The organism is Nostoc sp. FACHB-152 (assembly GCF_014697475.1).
Lineage (GTDB): Bacteria > Cyanobacteriota > Cyanobacteriia > Cyanobacteriales > Nostocaceae > Nostoc_B.
Window position 1 is genome coordinate 25,285 of the sequence record NZ_JACJRV010000055.1, and the last position, 21,797, is coordinate 47,081.

Sequence of the window (21,797 nt, forward strand, 5' to 3'; positions counted from 1 at the left end):
CGAATTCTGAATTTTTATATTTTCTCAATTTCTCCTCTGCATCCTGAAGCCAAAAATGTTGAATACAAAAGATAAAAATGGTTCTAAACAGCCACGAGAACCTTTACAATTACTCAAATACAATAAATCTGTCCCAACTAGAGTAGGAATAATTTCTCTAGCTGGTTTCTCAATGGCAACAATTTCCTTGATTTTGCAACTTTTAAATTATGGAGCCATTAGCGTTTTAGGACAAAAACAATTAGCTTTAGTACAACTTGTCAATGGAGATACTATTTATGCTCAAGCTGTAGAACCTCAAGAACGTTCTGATGAAGTCATTAAAAAATTTGTCTCTGATACTTTTATTAGGATGTTTAACTGGGATGGACTAATAAAAGCATTCAACGCCAAAGGGGAGCCAATCACTAAAGCTGATCCAGGGATTGAAGTAGGTCAACTTAATTCTAAATCCAATAGCAGAGTTACTACTTCTGCTTACGATGCGGCATTTGCCCTGAGTGAGAAGCAAAATTTTCGCGCCGCTTTTTTACGTAAGTTAGCCAGCATAACTCCCTTCGGTATCTTCACTGGAGAACAACAAATTTCTTTAATTCCGCGATTTATCTCTCAACCTCGACAAGTTAAAAACGGTCGCTGGGAAATTGATTTCATTGGTACTCTTGTTACTTTTAATCGCTCTAATAATGCCGGAGCAGGTATCCCCTTTAATAAAACTGTTACTGTTGAAGCAATTAGTACGCCCCAAGCTATCAATACTACTGAGCTATCTCAGAAAATTTATGCTGCCCGTCGTGCCGGACTCGAAATTATTGAAATTGTTGACTTAGATTTGAGGAAAAGAAGATGAGTGAAGTTCATCCAAATAATTATAATGGGTCTTTATCAGGCATCGACAATCTTCTGGCTATAGATGACGATACTGCTAATAATTCGCTACCACATCAGGACTCCCAAACACAAATCCAACCTGAGTCTTTATTATTAACTAAACACACATTAGTTACTTCTCCTTGGTCGAGATTGTTAATAATTTCTGTTCCTTTTGGATTTGGCTTTTTAGCGATATTTTTTCTGTTAAATGGAGTTTTTCATCCGCAACAAGATAAAACTGCCCAACAACCTCAACAACAGTCCCAACTTACAGAACAAGCACAAGTCCAGGATGATAACGACGGAGATGCTCGTGCAAAACTTGCACTCTCGGATCAAGCTGATGAATTAGGCAAAATGAACCATCCAGATCAAGACACTCAATCTTTACCATCCACTCCACCTCAAAAAGTGGTTTCTACACCAACAGTCCCACAAACTACACCATATCCTTCTCCACGCCCAACTTATCGCCCTTCACCGCGGACTGTTGAGCAACCTACCCCAGCTATCAAGGTCAACTCTACTCCAAAACCATCACGCACCTATTCTTCTTTTCAACCTGCTACGGTTACTCGACCACTCACCCCTGTAGATCCTACTGCTGAATTTAACCGACTCCGCACTATTGGTTCTTATGGTGTCATAGCTTACGCAAGTACCGAAAATACTGATGTGAATACCAATTTACCCGTATCCACCTTAGATCCATTAGACCCTGCCGGAAGTAATGGAGCAAATTCTAATTTACAACAGCCGGGTGATTCAACACCTCATCTGAATGCAGATATCTCAAACCCCACGCCAGTCGTTACAACAGACGGTATTGAGCAAATCCGTCCACGCTGGCAAGTCTGGGACAAAAATTACAAACCCGACAAATATCTAGCTCAAGAAAACCTAATCCTCAATGAACAACTTCTTCGTTATCTCACCGTTGGAGAAGAGGCTAGTGGTGTTTTAGTTACCCCTGTTATCAAACAACAAACCCATACCAATCACACCCAACAACAAACCGAAGATGGTAAACGTTTTGTGGCGCGATTAACCCAAGACTTGCACGACAACTATGGTGATGTCGCTATTCCCGTTAGGAGCTTATTGGCTGTGGAATTAGTATCTGTTGACGCTGGTAATTATGCGATCGCTTCCGTCAAGAGCATTATCAAAGACAACACGGAATATCCTATTCCAGATGGTGCAATTTCTGTACATGGTAAAGCAGGTCAACCTTTAATTGCTCAGAAGTTCCACTCATTAGGTGGCGAGATTGCACAGTACGACATGACTGTGGGATTAGTTGGGGGGCTGGCCAAAGTAGGTGAGATTATTAATCAACCCGATGTTCAGCAATCTATACAAACTGCCTTTGGCGGTGGTTACTCCAACACTACTGTTCAAAATAATCGCCGTAATCTTGGTGCTGCTTTTTTAGAAGGTGCTTTTGGCAAGCTAGGCGATATTGTAAGCGAGCGCGCTGCTCGTTCCACTCAAGAAATACTCTCTCGACCCAATGTTTGGTATATCCCACAAGGAACAAAAGTTTCTTTTATCGTTAACCGTACTTTAGAACTGCCATGAAAAACATGATTATTGGCTGTGCTGTTGCGGTTGTTTGTCTGTCTCCAGCAATCTCCCTAGCTGCACCTGTAGTTCGTACCATTAGGCAATCTCAAGCGTCGGGACAGACAGCTAAACTCCAAACGATCAACGTCTGGAATGGTCATGGTGTGGTGGTTTCATTTTATGAAGTAGGTGAAACAATACAACGAGTCTGGTTAGATGATCCATCTCAAATCTTGGTTGATACTGATGGCTGCTTGGAGGGCATCAACCCTAATTGTCAAAATTCAGGTGCGGGACTAATTCATCTGCGGCGCATCAAAAAAGTTAATATCCCAGGTCTACCACAAACCCCAAGCACTCTGTTAACAGTGATCACACAGACCAATACAGGTGAGCGTAAGGCTTACAGTTTTCGCGTCATAGCTTCTAACGGCACTCCTAAATACAGCCAAGTAGTCATCAGTAATGATGTTGCTGTTGATAGCAAGAAAACACCACACCCTCAACTGCAACCATTACTTACCACTATTAAAACAGTTAATAGCTTGAGGAATGGCATGGCTGTTGCTATTAGGAAGAAATGGCTTACCTCTAATGATGATTTGCATCAACGTCTGCAAAAATTAATTACCTATTTACAGCAAGGTGATGACCTGAATGCTGCTGCTGATAAAGCTGTTGTCTCCACACAATTAGTCAACAAACTCATTACTCTTGGTTCATAAGAATTTTTCACTTCAGGAAACAATTAACCTATGAAAATTACTAAACATTCTCCTGATGATCATACTTTACGTTATCTTATTTTATTTGGTTTACTAGGAAGTTTATTTCTTCATAGTTTTATCAAATACGGCTTACTCAATCAAGTTGTCGGTTTTTTAATGACTCCTGCTTACTCACAAGTTCCTTTAGTTAAATCACCTAATGGCTTTATACCTGATTGGTCACGCTTACGCTTTCAAGATATGATTATCTACTCTGATGGTAGTGTTACTTACCAAGCCACTAGAGGTAGAGAAACTAGAACTTGGAAAGCCGGACAAAGCATTGCCGAATTCATGGAACTCGGAGATTTTGAAACTCCCCATTTAGCTATTGAAAAATTAAACCTTTCTACAATCTCTCAAACGCAAAATTTAAGTTTAAGTCGCCTGAAGCTGATTGACTTTGAACCCACTAAATGGCAAACTTTACCTGATTTAGTTAACGCAATTCCTACTTTACGAAATCGATCTATAACTAGTGTCAAACCTCTGGGTGATTTTTTGAATAAATTCGGGATTGCCAATGGCACAATTGGTAATGCTAGCACTAATCCCCGGCTTCAGAATATTCCCTTGATGAGAGTAATTAATTTACAAAATTACTCCCTCACTTCTATCCCTAACATTCAAAATACTGCCATCAATCGTTTTGCTAATTGGCAAAATAGTAAAGTTAATGGTGTGCCTGGACTCGACACTTTAACCTGGGATTATTTTCCCGGTTTACGTACTCTTGACCTCAATTTTGTTGGCAAAGTCGATATTGTTTTTCGAGATGTTGAAGCTAACCGGACTCGCTCTATCTCCGGTAGTTATCAACAAGGATTTAACGTACCCTGTTTGCAAAATAATTGCGCTCATGCAGAGATGTCTGGTGTTGGCAGCACAACAGGTTTGCAGTGGATTTCCGGCAAAGTTCAGAAGGTTAGGGGTGGATTTGGGATTTTACAATCCCTCAACCGTGGGCAGGAACCTACAGGCCGACATCCTTTTGGTTCTGCTTTTAAACAAGTCATTTGGGATATTGATGAAGCTAGTGGTTCTCTGGAAACTGCTATGTTTTTTAGAATCTGCAAAACTATCCCTTTTATTGGGCGTACTTGCTCTCCTTTTTTTATTGGGCCTGTACCTTTCATTGAATACAAAGAAAAAGACCCAATTATTTTTGGTCAACCCTCAACACTTCCAGATTAATTTTCTAGAAACAGCAGGAAATTTATAGACTTTCCATTTCCAATATCTTTATGAATAAGTCTTTGGGAACGGCTAACAAAACTGATAGCCAAGAATTTCGGTTTGAGCAGTTGCAAAACCCTCACGATAGCATCGGCAGATACACCAATCATTTATTTACTCCATCAGGGTTAGCACTTTTGAGTCTTCTTGGTTCTTATTTGTTGATGAGGGTCGTTTTTGGCGATGCTTCTCATAAAAAGAAAATTGCTACTAGCTACTGGGGCGGAAGCAAGGAAACTACTACTGCACTTAAAAAAGCCCTTAAACAAATTAAACAGCCTCAATGTGACAGTGCTGCACTTTATATTGGTCAGCATTCTTCTTCGCATCAAGGTACTAATACTACTTTTTATATTCCTGATGTCCAGAGAGGAACAGCCGCAATTGGCACTACTGGTAGTGGCAAAACTGCTAGTGCTATCAACCCCATGATTTACTCCGCTATTGAGCAAGGTTTTGGGATCATTGCTTATGATTTCAAATATCCCTCACAAGCCAAAATCGTGGCTTATGCTAAGTATCACGGCTATGATGTCCATATATTTGCTCCCGGTTTCCCTGAATCCGAAGTCTGCAATCCTTTAGATTTTCTGCGTGATAGTAGTGATGCGGAAACTGCTCGTCAAATTTCGACTGTTATCAATAAAAACTTCCGCCTGTTGAACAACAGTAATGAAGATGGTTTCTTCGGCCCATCTGGCGATCAGTTAACTCAAGCCATCCTCATGCTCACTAAAGAGTTTGGTGAATTAGCTGATGTCATGACTGCTGCTGCCATTCTCTCTAGTGAACAGATGGTTAAACGCTTGATGGCGGCTGACCTCAATCCTTGGATTAAAATTGCTTTTGGTCAGTTGTTTAGTTCCGCCGCTAGTGAAAAAACTGTTGCCGGGATTGTGGCGACTGCCAGCATCATGTTCACTCGCTTCATGGCTAAGAATACTCTTGGTTGTTTCATCGGTAAAACCACTTTACCTTTGGAGATTCAAGGTAAGCAGATGATTATCTTTGGATTAGATCGTGAGCGACGAGATGCGATCGCGCCTTTAATGACTAGCATCTTGCACATGACTATCGCCCGTAACATTGCTAAAAAGCGTAAAGATCCATTAATCGTTGCATTAGACGAACTGCCTTCGATTTACCTGCCGGATTTATATAAGTGGCTCAATGAATCTCGAAGTGAAGGATTCTGCGGCATTTTGGGCTGGCAGAATATGGGGCAGTTGGAGAAGAACTATGGTAGAGAAGTCGCTAAAACTATCTTGGGGGCTTGTAGCACAAAATTCATCTTTAACCCTGGTGAGAATGACTCGGCTCAATTGTTCTCCAGCTTTTTAGGTGATGAAGAAATTAAGTACAAGCATAAGAGTCGCTCAACCGGAGGCGGCAAAGCTAACACTACCACCAGCGACCAAGAGAAAACTAAAAAGCTGTTTGAATCGGCTCAGTTTCTTAAGCTTGTAGCTGGTAAATGTGTCTTTATCAATCCTGCGTATTCTAATAAAACTGAGGGGTCTGTTCCTTTACTTAAAAAGATTAAAATCTCTCAGCCTTTAGAGAACATTGATACCTACAATCAACTCAAATGGCATGAGCTTGTCAGTTTATTAGCTAGAAAGAGTACACAAAAATTTCCTGACCAACAAGATTTAGCTCTTCGAGTTGCTCAAATCGAGCAACGTTTTCCTATCCCCAGCAATCCTGATTCTGCTCCTAAAAATCCTAGCAAATTGAAAATATCTGATGTTCATACTTTAATTAACCAAGAAGAACCTAATTTACCAATCTAACTTTTTCCGGAAATTTATATCATCTGTAACAGCCATGAAAATGACTATTCAAGAATCTGCTATTGATGATTTCAATATGATTCACCAACTCTCTCAAAATAGAAAGATAGGTATGAGCAGCTTCCCGGAAATTGAGCCGACTATTTCTCAAGTTATTACTAATTTTCAGAATTTAGCGCAAAAAAGACCAAAACTTAGAAAGCCGGGAATTTATACCCAAATCAGTTTAAAGAATATTTACTTTCATGTATCTTATGAATCCTGCCATCAAATTGTTACTCAATATATCCAAGGCATCTGTTGGCATGATTTACAGTATGTTTGTTTTTTTGATATTCAGCATCATAATATTTACATTCATATTATCTTTAATCGAGTTACTCCTGAAGGCAATCTCATTGACATTAGATGCCTTGGTGCTACATGGCAACAATATGAAGTTTTGCGTAAATCCTGTTCTCAGATATTTAATAGTTCTCAGAGTTTTTGTTTTCAAAATCCCTGCTTTTGACTGATTTGGCTCTCTTGCCTAATTTTAGGTAATTAGGTAACTACATATTCTTAAATTTTTTAGTTTTAATAATTATGTTTGATGAGCGACATTTACAACTAACTTCTGCTTACGCTAGAAGCACTCAACACTTTGTTAGAGCAGTTATTTATCCTCTGGCTAACTTTCTCTATAAATCAATTGAAGAAGCTATTGATTTAAAATGCAAAATTGAACTAGGGCAAGATACTTATGCATTGACTCCTGATGGTAATAATGGCTGGAAATGGTCAAAGCTTGAGCGAGAAGTTGTTGAGGAGGAATTTGCCGAACTCGAAGAATTATTAGAAGATTTATTACCGCCTCTTTTACCAGGGAATAATACAACACCTCCTAATTTTCCTCCCTATGATTCCCCGCCTCTTTTGTCAGGGAATAATACAACACCTCCTAACTTTCCTCCCTATGATTCCCCTCCACTTGTACCAACTCCCGATTCTCCACTTAATATTCCCCCTGCTGCTACATCGCTTGAGTTCATGGCTGTACCATTAGAACGTCAAAATGCTTGGTTTTACGCACAAAACAATTACCAACCACTGGAAGAAAAGCAAGATATTACAGATTCACCCCCAGTTAATAATAGTTTTCATTTAGATGAAGTTGCAGAGGAAGTTGAACCTCCATCTAAACTAGAACTTGAAGCAGCCAAAGAATTTGACAAAGCAGAGGAAGTCGCACCTTCATCCGAATTAGAGCCTCATGATGAATCATCTTCTTTACTTGCCCAGCCAACTTTTAGTACCTCTGTTTCCCCTGCTGTAATTGAGGTTTGTCCACCTCACATAGACTTAAATCATTGGCAAGAGCTAATCAACGGTAGTGCGATCGCGCCATCTATTGCCGAGTTGAATTTCAAAAGTCTGCACTTCGACGCAATAGAGCAAGAGCATGAAGCGTGGGAATATTTATTGTACAGCACTCAGTTAGAACGTCTTAACACCGGACGGCTCAAGCAAGAATTACTTTATACATACGCTCATATTGAGCATGGGGGTTGGTGGTGCAGTGGTGGGGTTAACCCGACTTCCTTTGCCGATTTAAAAGAGGGAGAACAACCAGCACAGAAAATTTGGGGTTGCTACAAACCTAACCAGCCAAGAGAAAAAATTGAGAAAAAAAACAGTTCCAAGGGCTATTTCAAATTTCTTCAAGATAGGAATACTCCTCAAGAGCCAAAAAAGACAATCGCTCAACCCAAGAAGTTTATCAAATATGAACATCCACCAAAAACGGAAACTAGTTTTTTTCTGTTAGAAGTCCCAAATGGCATTGCCGAACAAATTTACCTCAAATCTGAAGTTAGCCCCAGTGATAGCGATCGCGCCAGTGGATTTTGGTATTGCGTCTGGAAGCACAATATCCCCATTACAATCACTGAAGGAGCCAAAAAAGCTGCTTGTTTACTGAGTCAAGGTGAAGCTGCTATTGGTGTGCCAGGGATTTACAACGGCTATCGTAAGCAAGATGATGGTTTCAATCTAGCTTTACATCCTGAGTTAGCTGTCTTTGCAACTAAAGATCGCCACTTCAAAATCTGTTTTGACTACGAAACCAAACCCAAAACCAAACGCAATATCAATATTGCTACTTACCGCACTGGTCAACTTTTAGAAATGGCTGGGTCTACGGTTAGTGTCGTTCAATTACCAGGGCCTCCTAAAGGTGTTGATGATTTGATTGTGGCGCATGGGGCAGATGCTTACTTTAAAATCTCTGCTGCTTCTGTACCTCTTGACCAATGGTGGCAAAACAATACTCCGCCTGATTTTCGTTTAACGATTATCAAGAAGGATGGCACTGTCAAAACGCTTTATGAACAAAAAGGAGACGGTACTGTGACAGCAACTCCTGACAATCTAACAGAGCAGCCCATTGATGAATTTCTGAAACTTCCTCCTGCTAAATCGCCTACACATTTCCTAGTTCCTACTACACCAATCATAGATGCAGAATTTGTTGATACTGATCTATTTGAAAGTGAAATCCCCTCTATCCCTCAAACACTAGAACAGACTGCCTCTTGGTCTAGGAAACAAGAGGTTACGCTTTACCAACAGAATTTTTTTAGAAAAAATTTAGAGGCTAAAGAAAATCAACAAATAGCTTCTGCCGCTTATGCACTGCTGAAGAAATATGGAACTGAGCCACCTGATATTATTAATGAACAGGCTGAAGGTAAAACTTATCAAGCTGATGCTTTTATTATTAAAAATCATGGAGACAAGTACAGTATTTATCGTCGCCATGATCAACAACAGTTGATGACTTTTCAAGCAGATCAGTGGGGTCATGTTGGTAATATTAAACTTTCTGACGCTAATTCCTATGAGCAAAAGTCGAAACAGCAAATTAGTATTTTACCTATTGAAAGACAAGAGTTTTTATTAGTTGCTGATTATCTTAAAAGCGGAAAACCATTACCTTCTGTCGATGAAGACCCGCGCACTATCGCTTCAAGCCTTGCCTCACTCTCTCCTGGTGGTACACACAATCTTTTAGAAAGTTTCAAACAAGCCGAGGTTCTCAAAATTCTTACTCAGACTTTGACAACTTTTCAGCGTGATGAGTTAACTCTCAGCAATTATCACATCCGTTACCAAGATAACTTTAGTGAGCATACATCTATCTTACAACTCTTCAAAACTGAACATGATGGCACTGGTAGAGAAGCGGTTCGGTTTGAACTCAAACAAACTGACACTGGCATCACTCACCAAGTTATGAAAATGGCCATTACTGAAGCTGACTTAAATAAATTAAGGTTATTAGCACAAAAGCTTGATATTCAACGAACTTTAGCAACAATGGCTGCCAATTTCTCCAATGCTACTCGTGATGTTGACTTACCTGTTCATCCTCATATCTCAAAACAATGGCAGAACTTAGATAATCGCCAACCATCACCGGACTTTTCCACACCAAATACTCAATCCTCAGCATCAGTAGAGCGACCGATAAAACGTCGTTCTAACGCTCAAGATACTCCTGACGTTCAACCTCAAAACCACCAATCTCAACTTGATAATCTTGCTATTCCTATTCATCCTCAACTTGCCGACTACTGGCAACAGCTAGAGTCAAACAATTCTTGGGCAACTGTAGCCCTGCATGGTCATGCTCAATTGCAAGAAAAAATTCAACTGTCTGGAAAGCTGACCATTGGTGAACAACGCGAACTCTATCAAAAAATCCAGAATCAAGCTTGGTATGAAATACAACAAAATGGACAAACCTCGATTACACTTCCTCCTTTAGCTGGGATTATTCATGATTTACGCACACACTTAGCAGGGCAAACTGATGTACAAACCTACGATTCTGATCCAGTTCGTGATCCTCATCTGCCTCTGCATCAGGACATTGCCACTCATTGGCACAACTTAGAACAGAATAAAGCTTGGAAGAGTGTTGCAAATCAATATAATTACCCTCTGCGCGACAAACTTGAAAAAACTGGTAAACTCTCTATTGGCGAACAACGCGAACTTTATTACAAGATTTTGCTTCAAAGTCAAGTTGAACAACATAATCAGGGCAAGACTGATATTTCTCTCCCTCCACTTGAGGATATTCTTCAAGATTTGATGGCACAGCGTCGTCAATTTATTGACAATACTTATACACCCAAAACCGAAATTTATTCTCAACAATCAACAGCCCAGTCATACGAGCCGAATCAGTCTACTTCTGATGACATCCAGTTGTGAGCTTAACAATTAAAATTAATAGATATTAACTCATGCAATCTCAGATTGAATTTTTACTATGCAGCATCATTCATCTTCTTCAATCTTAGAAACCATTAGCAGTATTAATCGTGATACTAATATTTCCCATAACATGATGGCCTACAGATTAGGGCTACTCATGGAAAAGCATTCTTCACACATACAACCGACTGTTAGCCTCGACACCAATGAACGCGAACATCTTTTAAAAGAAGCCAGAACAATATTTTCTTTATCTAATACTACTCAAAACATCGAAGATTACAGGCAGTCTCTTAAAGATAAATACTACAAAGAATATCTCCAAAAATTTGAGATTAATCAACCAATCTCAGATGCTTCAGCACTCAATAATTCCATTAGAGTTGATAATTTAATTGCTGATAAGAAAAAAGTATTTTTACATCAAATAATTGAAAGGGAGCAACGCCAATTACCTAAAGATACCGAACCCAAAATCCAAAGTGAAAATCACGCTTCTACACCTGCTGAGGGTGAAGCTATCAATAAGTCTATTATTGGGTCAATTTTGAATACCCTAGTCAATATGGGTCAGGATACTGATAACCAAGGGCGTATTTATGACGGCATTGCTTACCAATTACAGTTGTGGATGAAAGAAGGAATTCAGCTTCTAAATGTTAACCGCAAAAACGGCTCTCCTTATAATGCTTTTACTGCTGTCAAACAAGACACTCAAGCACAGTTCCAAATTCTCCAAAACAATCTTTCGCAAGAAGAATCACAACGAATTATCAACTTTGATCGCGTCCATAATACTCAACAATCACATATTCACCCTACTATTGACCCAGATGACAATGCCGAACTGGGTGATTAACGAAAGTACCCGGCTACTAGCCCTAGAAAGAACATTCCTCCGATTAGATAACGCTTAAGCATTCTTCCTAATCCTGAAAATGGTGCAATTATTGCCGCTAAAACTATATAGAACATCACTTGATAAATATCTTGACTACCAAGTTTGATGATGGCTGCAATCACTAAACAAGCAAAAATTAACCATTCTACTACTGCTTCTATCTTGTCCCAAAGCTTGACATCATCTAGATAGCGCATCTTCTAGCCTCTGGTATTTTTGGACAAATCTTACCATCCCCTAAGCCATAAACACCGTTATTATACGGGAATACAATACTAAACTTTGTTCCTTGCCCTACTATTGAATTCACTTTCATCTTCAATCCATGTGCATGAGCTACCATCAGAGCAATATATAACCCTAATCCCATTCCTGATTGATTTCTTACTTCATTTTCTCTTGCTCTCCAAAATGGCAGGAATATTGTAGATATTTGTTCGGCAGCAATCCCAATTCCTGTATCTTCAATTTCTATAAGCAAATCATCTCCTTGAGCCAGCAAACGTAAGAACACTTCTCCCCTATTGGTATACTTGATAGCGTTCTGTAATAAATTACTTATCATCCTACTTATATTTACCATGTCGCCTCTGACTTGCGTTCCGTGTTTATATGACGAACTGGCCTCATAATGTAGTTTTAAAGATTGAGATTGAGCTATCGGACAAAACTCTATACTCATTTTTTTTAGAAATACTAACATATCAAACTGCGTAACCATTGAGGAGTTAATCTCATAGAAAGCTGTGCTTTTAGCCTCTATCAGATTAGCTCCCCTATTATTCCTTTCTAATATTGCTATCAATAATGGTCTAATCTCATCTAATGATCCCCCGTACAACCCATCAATTAATTGATCCAGAATTATAGATGTCCCCTTGAAAACGTTATGAATATCATGGAGCAAAGCTGATAAATTCGGATCTCTAGCGAGACTTTCTGTTTGCATAACTATGATTCCACATCAATTTATGTTCTTGCATCTCTTGGCAGTGAGCTTAGATTTTATTTTTTGTAAGAATTCAGGAGTCAGAATCCAGGTGGTCACTGAGCTTAGTCGAAGTGAGCCAGAAGGGTTAAAGAATAAGGAGAAATATTTGATAAATCAATTTCCTAATCTACTAGATACGTCTAAATTCTGACTTCTGACTTCTGGGTGCTGAATTCTTACTATTTTTTAAATTAATTTTTATTATATTGTTATTTTAAATCAATGAATCTTCGCTGACTATCTACTTTTGGTATTAATACTTTTTGGGTTTTTGATCTGGCTCCACACTCCTGATTAACTTTTTTAAACTTCTATTTATTTGTGAACAAATTAAAATATTTAATATTACCGATTATGTTATAAATATTGAGATGGCTTACACTTGAAGTAATCTATATGATTCGGTTAGTAATTATTGAAGATGAAGAACTAATCCGCCTGGGCATTTCTACAGCTGTCAATCGAGAATCGAACATGACAATGGTTGGTGCTGCTTCTACTGGTTCTGAAGGTATCCAACTTATTGAGCAGTTAAATCCTGATCTAGTTTTAGTTGATATTGGTTTGCCTGACATTACTGGCTTAGATGTTATTGACCAAATCAAGCACCACGCTAATCTGAAAATTATTGTCTTGTCTTCTCATTCCTCTCAAGATATTGTTCAGGCTGCTTTAGAAAAAGGTGCTAACTCTTATATCCTCAAAAAAAATAATGCAGGGCTAATTATTGAAGCCATTAAATCTACTTATGACAACAAAAACTTTTTTGACCCTGACATTGCTAAAAGAAGTTTTCAAAGTTTTTTTCAGCCTCAGAGAATTAAAGGTAAATGTTATCAAGATCGCCTCACTAGAACCGAAATCAAAATCATCCGCCTTATGTCCGGCGGCTTATCTAATAAAAAGATAGGCGAACAGATGTTTATTACTGAAAGTACCGTTAAAGGTCATAGCACTAACATTTTTTCTAAACTTGGTGTTGGCGATCGCGTTAATGCCATTATCAAAGCTAAAGAGCTTGGCTATATCGAAGACTCTTTAAAAGTCAGTTAGCTACTTTCTCCTGCGCTGCATTTGGATCAGGCAGTAACCTTGCAATTTATTCTCCTGCTGGCAAGCTTCTATCGCTTGTTCATTTTTTAAGATTAATTGATACATTTGTTTACCTCTTGGGGATTTTGCCCATTCTAAAATGCTTAAATCTTGCGTTGATACTACTACTGACTGGCTTGTTCCTACATTCGATACGATATTCCACGTTGTTAGAGAACCTAATAATGCTCCAACTGCCATCACTACTCCACACACAGCTGATACTGGCCCTATTCCCCAGCCGTTCATATCTATCTTTAACCCTGATGCTTTAGGCTTTAACTTTTTAACTTCATCTCGCACAGCCGAAGAGACTACTGTATAGTGCATTGATTGTGCTGTTTTAGTTGTCTTTTCCAACTTCTGATCTATCAATGTCGCCCAAGCTTCCACCATTGCCTCCATTCTTGCCTGGAGGTCAATCATTGTCTCCTCATATCTGCCCATTGTTGCCATCACTTGAAACATCGGATCATCTTTAGTAATCCCTATGTCATGGCACAGTTGTGCTATCCGCTTTTGCTCTGCTTCTGAATATCCTTTTAATATTTCCTTGGCCGTCATCTAGTCATCCCCAAATATTTGCTGGCTGAAGAATTATCTACTGAATCAAAGAAATGTTTAAGCCATCTATATATATAACTTCTGTAAATCACATATATTGATGTATCTTGATAGCAACTAGAATAAGGTTTTCCTAATTCTTCCATCGCTTGATAATGATCTCGATGCAGGGCTGTCAGTTCTACCTCCGCACCCCCTATGAAAGGCAGTTTACTCTGCATTGTCCGGCAGTATTCTCTAAAACTACAGTCAAAATGTTGATTTTTTACTACTACATAGTTGGCGTTATTTGTGGCTGTATCTATTAATTGTTGCAAATAATCTAGACAGTCTTTCCTGTGAGAAATTGGTTGGACAAATGTTAATCTCCATCCATATACAACTAGTAAATCTAACAATTGGCTTTTGTCGATATACTCGCAGATTTTATCTACATACTGCCCTGGCATATCCACCAGAATAATTTTTAAATCCTGATTATTTAAATCTTTGAGAATTGTGTCTGTCTCACCTCCAAAAAAGTCTAGATTTTTAATTGGCACTAAATTTTCATACGCTTTTAATCTATTGCGTTGGTCGTGATTATACAACTGAATTTTCTGCCCTTGGGCTTGGTAACGCTCAACCAGTAATTTAGTTACTGTAGACTTTCCTACACGAGAATCACCTACTGTCATAATCATTCTTTTGTCATGAATAGGGTATGGGGTGTAGGGGGTTGGGGGTAGTGTTGGCGTAGCCTCTCGTAGAGAAGACTGCATTGGTGAGGGTGACAAGGCTCCTCCAATGTTATCGTCTTGAAAAGATGGGGCTTGTATCCCAAGGGTGCTTGGAGCTATCTCTTCACCTACACCCCACACCCTGCCCCCTACACCCTGTTCTTCACAGTTCAACTTCATCTAGCCCTAATATTCCTTTTACTGGTTTAAGTTGTTCTTTGAAATCTTTGAGCCAGTATGATACTCTTCCTTTGACAGCCGGATATTCTATCTGTTCTGTCCCTTGCCTAAATGTTAGGTCATTTGCATCCAAGTGATCGTAGGCGTGTTCTATTAAATCCGGCATATTTATATCGTAAAATTTTAGACTTTGAGATTTTAATTTTTTCTTAATATCTTTGATTTCTTCTGATTTATCGTATCTGGTAAATTGCTGTTCTTTTCCAAAAAATAAGTTTTTTACTACTAGATAATCTACTTTATTATCGCAAAATTCATAGAGATTAATTAGCTGCTTTACTGAATCACTTATCCGGCTAATAACTACTACCATCGTTACTCTTGTATCGTAATCTTCCTCTAGTATCCTCAGAAACTCCATTCTTTCTATAAACTCTTGTAATATTCTTCTAGATTGTGGAGGTAATTCTAGTAAAAATAGTTTCTCCGGTTGTGCTTGTTTCCCATCTACTATTTTGGGAAATATTTTTCCTCTTAAGTCATTGAAAAATATATCTATACTTCCACTTTCAAAAATATCTAAAGCTTCCAGGTTACACTGTTCTCCGTAAAATCTTAATAATTGGGAATTAGAACTGTCTGCATCAAATCCTATAAATTTTACGCCTCCATCTATATAAGTTTGAACTAATCCTCTAGCAAATGTAGATTTTCCTACCCCTCCTTTATCTCCCGTTACAATTATTAATCTTCGCTGATATTTTTTTAGACTTACTATGGTTGCATCCTTATTTTCCTGCCCTTGATTATTTGTTTCTGTTTTATTAATAGCATCTGTCATTTTTTTATCTCTCCTTTTCATAACATCTGTCAAAATCTAAATAAACTCTTGCTGAAAAATTGGCATAACTTTACTTCTTACCCATTGCATAAATTGTCTAACTAAAACGGGTTCTACTATACTTGTTAAGTTATAAATAGCCAGAGAGTTTAAAGTCTCAATCGTTACTATCCCCGAATTACAATTTAAAACAACTGACCTTTTTTTCGACTTGATTTTTAAAGGTATTATTTTTTCTTGTTTCAGTTCTGGTATAAGTATTTGAAATACATCTTTAGCAAATATTTCTAGCCCTTCAGGTGTCGCTATCACACGGACAGTATTATTTGATGGATGTTCAAATTCCCAAAACTGCCATACTTTTGTCATTGACCTTATTCATAGATTTTTATCTATAAATATCTAGCTATATCCTCACCATTTTTCAGATTCAGCAATTTGTTTTGAGTTTTTTAGCTTCTAGATTTTTATAGCGTTATTACTATGTATGACATATCTAGCCATTTCCCAGGAATCGCTAAAAGTACTGTTTTTTTCCGTACTAAAGTCTCTTGATTTTTATTAGCCGTTAGTTCTACAATATTCGGTTAAATTTCTATCATCTCTAAGTCTTATCAATTACCAACGTAAGTTCTCATGACAATAAAAGCCACCAACTTTTGATCGGCTATTGGAAAGATGTATTAGTCCCCTGGGAGAGTTATAACTATCCCGTGATTTCAATGCAGTCGAACAGTAAAAGGAGCAAGCCGATGGCAGCTATCCACGATCTGAGGAAGCAGCAGTTCTACTACGGTACAAAGGCAGACCTGAAGCTAGGAGACCTGATCGAGTCCGGCAATCCCCCGGATGTGAGTGAGCAGGATAGGATGGCAACCTATGTTTACCTAACCCCCAACTTGGATGCGGCTATCTGGGGGGCAGAACTAGCTCTCGGCGAAGGTCACGGTAGAGTCTACATCGTAGAGCCGCTCGGTCAGATTGAAAATGCCCCCGAACCCACCCAGCAGAAGTCTCCGAAGCATCTGTTGATGTCATACCGCTCCCGCGAACCGTTGCGGGTCACAGGAGTAGTCACGCAGTTGACTCTTTATCATGGCACAAGAGCAGACCTGAAGCCAGGAGACCTAATCAAACCCGGTTATCACTCTAACTACGGTCAGCGCAAGAAGGCGACCTACGTTTATCTGGCTGCCACTTTGGATGCCGCAACCTGGGGGGCTGAACTAGCTCTCGGCGAGGGACGCGGCCGGATCTACATCGTGGAACCGCTCGGCCCTATCGAGAATGACCCCAATGTGACCGACAAAAAATTCCCAGGTAATCCAACGAAGTCATACCGTTCGAGGGAGCCACTGCGGGTCATGGGCGAGGTCATGGATTGGCAGGGACACTCCCCAGAAGCGATCAACACCATGAAGGATAACCTTGAGCGACTGAAGCAACTTGGTGTTGAGGCGATCGAGGACTAAATATTTTTCCTCTAAAGCTGGTCAGCGATACTGTTGTACTTCTCCACCCAGAATATCTGCTCCTGTAACAACAGCGATCGCTGTTTTACATCCCGGATCTTTGTATTATATGTACTACATTTTAATACAAACCGCCCCAACACAAAATAACATACCCTTATCTTTTGTCCGATAAAAACTACGATAAAAATCTAGTTTTTTGATAGCACAAATTTTTCGACATTCCCCATGCCGATTGCCGACCTATTGCAATTTTCTTAAGCTTTGATTTGGTTGTAGCACAGTTGATCTATTGGAGCGTTTCTTATACAACTGCTCATAATTAATCTTAGCTTTTCCTTAGCATTAATCTCTCAGTTTTAGTCCATCATTTACATAACTTATTATGGATAGCTTTAGGACGGCAGTACCTAAACTTGAAACGGGAGCAACGCGATTTTCTGAAGTCGCAAACGCAACAGCTTTAACTAATTAACCTGCGCCTCTAAGATCACCCATTACCTTCCCCAACATCAATCATCAAAGCAAGTGCTTCAGCATCAAATCTTGTAAGTGCTTCCGCTAATTGCTGAAAATATTGGTATTGCTGATCTGCATACTCGCTGGGTTCCAATTCCAACAACTCGCAAAACTTCACATAATCTACCATCCAGTTAAACTCTTCAATTGCTGCGTGAAAATCGACGGGCCAGCTGTAGTGATTCTTGAGTTGGGCTTGTGGTACTGGCGTTGTGGGAGTGGGTGCTAGCAGGTTCAGTCATAAAAACAATAGTAGTATACTTGTATTGGTGATTCTAGCATTGCTGTGAGTTCTCCCTCTTCTTGAGTAGCGTTCGCACTCGACGGAAAATAGAGTTATCTCGACATTCAAGGGGCGATCTCACTTCCGAAAAAAATGGTACTATCTCAGCATTCTGTCTAGGACAATATTCGTGAAAAATACAAAGCTAGAAAAGAAAAGTTTGTTCACTGTCATAGATGATGTCGAAGCTATAGAAATAACAGGCAGTCTCAAGAGTGTTGAAATTAAAATCAAATGTCGATTTAATGCAAAACCTATATTTGATGCACAGCCGTTTCCATCAGACGGTGTACTCACCGATGTTATACCTTCGACGGTAGCCTAAATACTCTTCTTACCGCAAGGAGCGCTCGCCGCTCGTGCTTCCTTTGTTGAAACCCTTTTCTTGTGACCATCAAATATTTTCCCCTTTGTCCGATTTTGAGATCAGCAACAGGCAAGTGCCATTGTTCCATTTTGTCAATTTACTGGGTAATAAAGCCCATCTTTCTCATTAAAACGCCAAGGACGATTACCCAAATCGCGGTCTTGTGTCCAGCGTTCAAAGTCCTTCGGGCGCATAGTTGCACGTTTTTGTTCGACGGTCGATACAGTAGTGCCAAGACGCGAGGCTAATTGTTCTGCATTCCGGGGTTCAAGCTTGACTGGTGCTTGAGCTTGGTAGGGGTAAGTGCTTGATTTGCTGCGTGACCTTGATGTGTTAATGGTATTTTGCATTTGGATCAATACCCCTTCAAATCGTGCCACTTTAATAGATAGTTCTTCCACTTTAGTTTCAATATTGCTTTGATTGGGTTGAGAAAGCTTGTCAATCTGAGCTTGTAAAAGGAGAATTTCTTGTTCAAGTTTGTGCAAGCGATTTTCTACAGTTTCTTTTGTACTTGGTGCATCGCCTAAAACCTGCTGTATACCAAGGATCACCAACTGTGTGACGGTTGTTTTACGTTCTCGTGCCGCTTTACGAAGTGCTTTGATCAGGGTTTTGGGTAGTCGGAAATTAATCGATTCACGTTCTACATTTGTCATATTTGTATCCTTTAACCCTGGTATAGACAGCTTACCGCGTTTAAGCCCAATTATTTCCCGGATTTATAAGCATTTGGGGCTACTGTACAGAAAATTATTACTAGCTCTATAGCTTTCCCAGTAACGACTCTGTTCATTATGTACATACGATTGGAGCTAATTGTATAGAAAGCCTTACTCTACCTTGTTTTTAATCTTCGCCAGGAAGTGAACAGCGTGTGTAGATATGGTACAGAAATTGTATATACAGTAAAAATTTATTTTAGTACGCTGCTAGCTGGGCGATTGTAGAACAGAGAAAGCTAAAAACCTTCTTGGCTTGGGGTGAAATTTTTTCAATTAGTCCGCGAACCCAACCCAATAAGGTTCGGATAAGAAACTTACTTGTGTAGGCAAGCAGGGTCGCAGGGGAGAATAAACAGTAACCTCTCCTCTGCGCCTCTGCGATTTTAACGAAGAGATATCTTAACCGAACGGTATTGTCCGCGAACCGAACGAACGGTGTTTGTTAAAGCTGTTGCTTTTTTTAATGGCTCTCCCTGATCTACCGGAATTTAGCTAATTATGGAAAGCGTTCACAGAAATCTTTCGATCATAATTTCATCTATATATATTCCGTTAATTTTTGCGTGTCTTCGTGCTGTACCAATACGGTAAAACCCTTGGCTGAGGTAGGTTGCCAATGCTGCTGCATTATCTGCACGCACAAATGAAAACAGTTTCTCGTATCCTTTGTCACGTGCAGCTTCAAATGTAGCTGGAAATAAACTTTTAGCTACTCCTTGCCGCCGATGTGAAAGATCGACAAAAGTTCCAATGACTCCAACATGAGCAAATGCTGGAGAGTAGGTGGCAAACGGTTCTACGTTTTGACAGCCCACAATCTTCTGCTGTTCACGCCAGACCGCGACCAGAAAAATACCCTGCCGAGGAAAGTTAGAAATAAACTCTTGTTCAGCTTCAATGGAGAATGGGGTAGTGAGTGCAGTATATACTCCAGCTTCAATAATCGGGTTGAGTAAATTGACAATCGCTTCGGCATCATCGATTTGAGCTTCTCGAACAAACAAATCCATGTGACTACCTCTTCACATCAGCAAATGCTTGAAACTAGAAATCTCATTGTATCGAGGTTGCCATAGCAACAATTTGAAATTCACTCTCACCAATAACTAATACCCAGCACTACCCTCCATTGGCAACACCAATTCATCTAACCAGGAGTAAAATTCCGGTACTAATGTCTCAACCGAACGTAGTTCATTCGCCGCTAAAGCATCCAACTCCAGCACCACCTCCCATCGCCAATCACTGGCCCATCGCTTGAGAATTCCTTTGATGGCTTCGGCTCCTAAAGCGATGCCAGAGCGAAGCATTTCTACACAATGAAGTAGAGTGGTGCGATCGCACTCGGAGGCTTCGGGGCAAGAATCTTTCTCCTTTACTTCTAAAGAAGGCGTAGTATCCGCCCCCTCAATTAAGGGATTCTCTATACCATTTATGGGGGGGGCGGATACGGGAAAAGAAACAGGCTCAAACCCTTGTAAGGACTGGGTTTGAGCGTAATCAGCGCGTTGCTGTTGACGATGAGCGATAACTTGTAATGCAAAATCCAATTCGGATTTTGACAGCGAAAATAGTTTAACCTGCATTCCACGTGGCCCAGATTTACGAAAATCTAAACTTAGCCCCAACTGCTGGACTAGGGTGGCCAACAGCCAAATCGGTTGACAATCAGGCGGGACAGTAAAACCAAGAATTGCCTTAATGTGAGCAGCGCATTCTTTAGCTCTGTGGGTCAGATTTAATAGTTGTTCGTCGGCAGCAGTAATTTCTTCTCCTGTGACTAATCGTTTGAGAATGTCATGCAGTCCTAAGTTAAATCTAGCCAGCCACTTAGCAGAGTAATTTCCCCAATCTGTACAGAAAGGTAATTTATTTCGCTCTTGCAAGTCTTTAGCACTGACAAATTCTGGTGGTGCGGGGTATTGTTGGTTAGTCCGAGAATCAAGGAGCCTCTCTTGGGATGGAGATAAGATGGACTCTAAAGATGCGATCGCACCTATTAACCGACCGCCGTTATCTTTCTCGACTAGAGATTCGGTGACTTCCATACCGTAGGAATCCCAAATACGGAACTTCTCACATTCAAAAAATTCATCAGGCGAAAGATAATCCTGACTTTGCCGTGCGCGGTACTCACTTCTGGAGATGGTATTTGCTTTGGCAACGGACTGATGATGATCTGCATCTAGAGCATCAGCCGCATATTTTAAGGATTCCCAAGCCTCAACATCAATATGATCTCCCTTTGGGACGATAGTATTGCCCATATCGGACAACAGCGATCGCAGATCAGCCCGAAGATTGTTAATTGATTGATGACGAGAAGCTTGAATTTGACAGTAAGCGTCCAAAGCCCAATCTTTCTCAACCCCACGTTTACCAGTCTCGCGGTCGATTTTGATTAAGAAAGCAGTAATTTCGTTGGTTTGGAGTAAACGTTCCTTGATTTTGGTAGGGTTGGTTTCTTTGTAACCGAATGGTGGCTTGGGAGCCACCCACACATGAATCGGCACTTTCGGGCGATAGCGATACAGCTGTTGAGCACATTCGGTGGCGGTTTGACTGACGGCATGGAAGACACCGAATACTAAATCAAAATGATATTGTGAGATGTCAACACCAGTACCCAGACTAGGCGAAGTTAA

The 21,797-nt window shown here is 39.8% G+C and carries 20 protein-coding genes and 1 pseudogene; 11 read left to right on the top strand and 10 right to left on the bottom strand.

The annotated features are described in order from the left end of the window. Positions 1–55 precede the first annotated feature (55 nt). From H6G76_RS25865 to H6G76_RS25900, 8 genes are all read left to right on the top strand, one after another. The gene (locus H6G76_RS25865) at positions 56–850 is read left to right on the top strand and encodes a hypothetical protein (RefSeq protein WP_190707551.1); all 795 of its coding nucleotides are present in this window, start codon (positions 56–58) and stop codon (positions 848–850) included. Then, entirely contained in the window at positions 847–2,454 is a 1,608-nt protein-coding gene (locus H6G76_RS25870; protein WP_190707554.1) for a TrbI/VirB10 family protein, read from the top strand. The genes H6G76_RS25865 and H6G76_RS25870 overlap by 4 nt, the downstream gene beginning before the upstream one ends. After that, the gene (locus H6G76_RS25875; RefSeq protein WP_190707557.1) at positions 2,451–3,164 is read left to right on the top strand and encodes a hypothetical protein; all 714 of its coding nucleotides are present in this window, start codon (positions 2,451–2,453) and stop codon (positions 3,162–3,164) included. The genes H6G76_RS25870 and H6G76_RS25875 overlap by 4 nt, the downstream gene beginning before the upstream one ends. A 30-nt stretch (positions 3,165–3,194) precedes the next feature. Further along, positions 3,195–4,400: a hypothetical protein gene (locus H6G76_RS25880; protein ID WP_190707560.1), complete on the top strand. Its 1,206-nt coding sequence runs from the start codon at positions 3,195–3,197 to the stop codon at positions 4,398–4,400. A 50-nt stretch (positions 4,401–4,450) separates the two neighbouring features. Next, positions 4,451–6,235, top strand: coding sequence for a type IV secretory system conjugative DNA transfer family protein (locus H6G76_RS25885; protein WP_190707563.1), 1,785 nt, complete (start codon positions 4,451–4,453; stop codon positions 6,233–6,235). A gap of 34 nt (positions 6,236–6,269) precedes the next feature. Further along, on the top strand, positions 6,270–6,746 hold the full coding sequence (locus tag H6G76_RS25890) for a relaxase/mobilization nuclease domain-containing protein (protein ID WP_190707566.1): 477 nt from the start codon (positions 6,270–6,272) through the stop codon (positions 6,744–6,746). Between the two features lie 74 nt (positions 6,747–6,820). Next, a complete protein-coding gene (locus tag H6G76_RS25895) occupies positions 6,821–10,495 on the top strand; it encodes a DUF3854 domain-containing protein (RefSeq protein ID WP_190707569.1) in 3,675 nt (1,224 codons plus the stop codon). Between the two features lie 58 nt (positions 10,496–10,553). After that, positions 10,554–11,357, top strand: a complete 804-nt coding sequence (locus tag H6G76_RS25900; RefSeq protein WP_190707571.1) for a hypothetical protein — start codon at positions 10,554–10,556, stop codon at positions 11,355–11,357. Here the strand turns inward: H6G76_RS25900 and H6G76_RS25905 are convergent. Both H6G76_RS25905 and H6G76_RS25910 read right to left on the bottom strand, forming a co-directional pair. Then, entirely contained in the window at positions 11,354–11,596 is a 243-nt protein-coding gene (locus H6G76_RS25905; RefSeq protein WP_190707574.1) for a hypothetical protein, read from the bottom strand. The two genes, H6G76_RS25900 and H6G76_RS25905, sit on opposite strands and share 4 nt — an antisense overlap. Next, the gene (locus H6G76_RS25910) at positions 11,584–12,348 is read right to left on the bottom strand and encodes a HAMP domain-containing sensor histidine kinase (protein WP_190707577.1); all 765 of its coding nucleotides are present in this window, start codon (positions 12,346–12,348) and stop codon (positions 11,584–11,586) included. The genes H6G76_RS25905 and H6G76_RS25910 overlap by 13 nt, the downstream gene beginning before the upstream one ends. A gap of 438 nt (positions 12,349–12,786) precedes the next feature. Here H6G76_RS25910 and H6G76_RS25915 point away from each other — a divergent pair, with 438 nt between their 5' ends. After that, on the top strand, positions 12,787–13,443 hold the full coding sequence (locus tag H6G76_RS25915) for a response regulator transcription factor (protein WP_190707580.1): 657 nt from the start codon (positions 12,787–12,789) through the stop codon (positions 13,441–13,443). On the opposite strand, the gene H6G76_RS25920 is transcribed toward H6G76_RS25915, so the two are convergent. From H6G76_RS25920 to H6G76_RS25935, 4 genes are read right to left on the bottom strand one after another with little or no spacing between them, the layout of a single operon-like run. Continuing rightward, positions 13,444–14,046, bottom strand: a complete 603-nt coding sequence (locus H6G76_RS25920) for a DUF6753 family protein (protein WP_190707582.1) — start codon at positions 14,044–14,046, stop codon at positions 13,444–13,446. It lies immediately after the preceding gene. Beyond that, on the bottom strand, positions 14,043–14,945 hold the full coding sequence (locus H6G76_RS25925; RefSeq protein WP_242056518.1) for a hypothetical protein: 903 nt from the start codon (positions 14,943–14,945) through the stop codon (positions 14,043–14,045). Before H6G76_RS25925 ends, H6G76_RS25920 begins: the two co-directional genes overlap by 4 nt. Then, entirely contained in the window at positions 14,929–15,786 is an 858-nt protein-coding gene (locus H6G76_RS25930) for a hypothetical protein (protein ID WP_190707584.1), read from the bottom strand. The genes H6G76_RS25925 and H6G76_RS25930 overlap by 17 nt, the downstream gene beginning before the upstream one ends. 36 nt (positions 15,787–15,822) lie before the next feature. Further along, positions 15,823–16,155: a hypothetical protein gene (locus H6G76_RS25935; protein WP_190707587.1), complete on the bottom strand. Its 333-nt coding sequence runs from the start codon at positions 16,153–16,155 to the stop codon at positions 15,823–15,825. A 383-nt stretch (positions 16,156–16,538) separates the two neighbouring features. On the opposite strand from H6G76_RS25935, the gene arr reads away from it, so the two are divergent. Beyond that, positions 16,539–17,258 carry an NAD(+)--rifampin ADP-ribosyltransferase gene (gene arr, locus H6G76_RS38290; protein WP_190707590.1) on the top strand — a complete coding sequence of 240 codons (720 nt, stop codon included), beginning with the start codon at positions 16,539–16,541 and terminating at the stop codon, positions 17,256–17,258. Positions 17,259–17,748: 490 nt separating this feature from the next. Here arr and H6G76_RS25945 read toward each other — a convergent pair whose 3' ends face one another. After that, positions 17,749–17,907, bottom strand: coding sequence for a hypothetical protein (locus H6G76_RS25945; RefSeq protein ID WP_190707592.1), 159 nt, complete (start codon positions 17,905–17,907; stop codon positions 17,749–17,751). Positions 17,908–18,220: 313 nt separating this feature from the next. Between H6G76_RS25945 and H6G76_RS25950 the strand changes: the two genes are divergently transcribed. Beyond that, a complete protein-coding gene (locus tag H6G76_RS25950) occupies positions 18,221–18,385 on the top strand; it encodes a hypothetical protein (RefSeq protein WP_190707595.1) in 165 nt (54 codons plus the stop codon). Between the two features lie 134 nt (positions 18,386–18,519). On the opposite strand, the gene H6G76_RS25955 is transcribed toward H6G76_RS25950, so the two are convergent. The 3 genes and pseudogenes from H6G76_RS25955 to H6G76_RS25965 all read right to left on the bottom strand — a co-directional run. Further along, positions 18,520–19,086 (bottom strand): hypothetical protein, encoded by a 567-nt coding sequence (locus H6G76_RS25955; RefSeq protein ID WP_190707598.1) that lies wholly within the window; start codon positions 19,084–19,086, stop codon positions 18,520–18,522. 575 nt (positions 19,087–19,661) lie between these two features. Next, on the bottom strand, positions 19,662–20,162 hold the full coding sequence (locus H6G76_RS25960; protein WP_190707601.1) for a GNAT family N-acetyltransferase: 501 nt from the start codon (positions 20,160–20,162) through the stop codon (positions 19,662–19,664). Positions 20,163–20,258: 96 nt separating this feature from the next. Then, a pseudogene (locus H6G76_RS25965) lies at positions 20,259–21,797 on the bottom strand (bifunctional DNA primase/helicase); the annotation flags it as partial.